3 protein-coding genes are annotated in these 2,027 nt (G+C 36.7%); all 3 read left to right on the top strand.

Annotated elements, in window-relative coordinates:
* Positions 1-112: 112 nt before the first annotated feature.
* The 3 genes from QME58_14355 to QME58_14345 are packed head-to-tail and all read left to right on the top strand — an operon-like array spanning position 113 to position 1,643.
* The gene (locus QME58_14355) at positions 113-565 is read left to right on the top strand and encodes an OmpA family protein (protein ID MDI6804994.1); all 453 of its coding nucleotides are present in this window, start codon (positions 113-115) and stop codon (positions 563-565) included.
* A 20-nt stretch (positions 566-585) separates the two neighbouring features.
* Entirely contained in the window at positions 586-1,245 is a 660-nt protein-coding gene (locus QME58_14350) for a hypothetical protein (GenBank protein MDI6804993.1), read from the top strand.
* 11 nt (positions 1,246-1,256) lie between these two features.
* Positions 1,257-1,643 carry a hypothetical protein gene (locus tag QME58_14345; GenBank protein MDI6804992.1) on the top strand — a complete coding sequence of 129 codons (387 nt, stop codon included), beginning with the start codon at positions 1,257-1,259 and terminating at the stop codon, positions 1,641-1,643.
* Positions 1,644-2,027: the final 384 nt, after the last annotated feature.

The raw sequence follows: 2,027 nt of genomic DNA, 5'->3' as shown, positions 1-2,027 counted from the left end.
CTTGCATGCTCAAGGAGATATAAAATGACCCACTCGAGTACGCGAAGACCCAAAATATTTCGACGATGCAAGAGTTCTGAACATTCCAAACATTACCGAAAACCCCACTGGATTGACTATCGGTGTATCGGGATACAATACGGTTGGAATATTAGGAATAAACCGTTTTATTAAAAATGTAAAGATAGCTCAAGGTGGAGTTAAACTATACAATAAATTCCTCAGCGATGGAAAGATTGTAACAACTGGAATTAAATTCGATGTAAACAAAGCCACACTCAAACCCGAATCGATGGGGGTGATTAATTCAATTTTCCAGTTAATGAAAGAACATCCAGAAATTAAATTCAGCGTTGAAGGACATACCGACAGCGACGGCGACGATGCATCGAACCAAACATTATCCGAACGTAGAGCAAAAGCAGTTGTCGAGCAGTTGGTGAATTTAGGTATTGCCTCAGATCGTTTAACAAGCAAAGGTTGGGGCGAGAGCAAACCATTCGATAGTAACACAACCCCCGAGGCGAAAGCTAACAATCGCCGGGTAGAGTTTGTGAAAATGTAAAAGAGAGAAAGGAACAAGTTATGAAACGTGAAAATCATTTTTTTGGAAAAAGTTTTTGTTTATTATTTTTATTGCTGATAGCGAATCAGATATATGCACAGGGAGACAAACTTAAGCTTTTCCAAATTCAATCCGGTATTATCGAATACAAATATTCGGGGAATGAAGTAGGAAAAAGTATTCTTTACTTTGATAACTACGGAAACAGAAGTGCAATTAATCTTGATACTAAAGAAGATGGCGAAATAAGAAAAGCGTGGATTATTTCGCTTGGTGAATACCAGTATATATTTGATCCATCCAAACCAAACGAAGGATTTAAACTTAAAAATCCAATGATAGAATGGATACATCAAAACAAGCATAAAGATGTAGAAAAATTTAACGAGGAAACTTATACTAAACTTGGAATGAAAAAAGCCGGGACAGAAAAATTCCTTGGAAAAGAATGTATCGCATACAAGGGTAACGATGGAAAAGTTTTAACATGGAAAGGTATTTTAATGTTGATGGATTCTAAAATTGCGGGAACTCATACCAAACAGGAAGTTACATCTATAAAAACAAATATCCCGGTCGATCAAAAATATTTCGTTATCCCTAAAAGCATAAAGTTTTCCGAAATGCCGATGTTTGGTAATCCTCCCATTGAAGATGAAGAAGATGACGAGATTGAATAGGAGAATGATTTATGAAACTACATAAATTTATATTTCACTTAGTCCTTTTACTATTGTTAATATTGCTGATATCCTGTTCAAAAAAAGAAAATCCGGTTGAACCAAAACCGGTTTTAAATCATGAATACGCAGGTTTCTTACGATTACGTGTAACAGGTGAATTCCCGATAGTGGATATAACCACACAGGTAAATGTTACTGTCAATAAATTCGGCGAAATGAATTTCAGCACATCAACTGTTTCTTATGATGCAGATGAACATAACGGAGAAACCAGGATTAGAAGAACCGGGACACTAGTTCTTCGACCCAATGGGCATCATTTCAATGATAATGGTTTGGATAAGTTTGCTGTTGATGAAAACACAACAATAAATGAAACAATGACTATATGGTGAGCGTGTTGCCGAATACAGGTAAACAATGTTTTTAAGCACATCCTATCCTCAATTAAAAAAATAGGCGTAGTAACAAATCAATCTAACGATTCACATCGGTCGTATTTTGGTTCATTCATTTATGAAGTCAACCATTGCCATCCTTTTTAAGGATTTACCTACGCATTCTCTCAGGCAGTGCACACTTGTGCCATGCGTCGAAGATTGAAGGCAAAACTTTCCACAAATCCTTGAAACAGCATCTTCAACCTACCACGATATCGGGCAAACTTGCTGAGTTTAGAAAAGACATTTTCAAAAGGCATTCTTAGTCTTGCGGTTCTTTCGTTGTATGATCCCACTGGCACAACCACGACTGCGAATTATACAATCAACATCGTGAGT

It is taken from the genome of Bacteroidota bacterium (assembly GCA_030017895.1).
Lineage (GTDB): Bacteria > Bacteroidota > Ignavibacteria > UBA10030 > BY39 > JASEGV01.
This window is presented reverse-complemented; position numbering and strand designations above follow the sequence as displayed.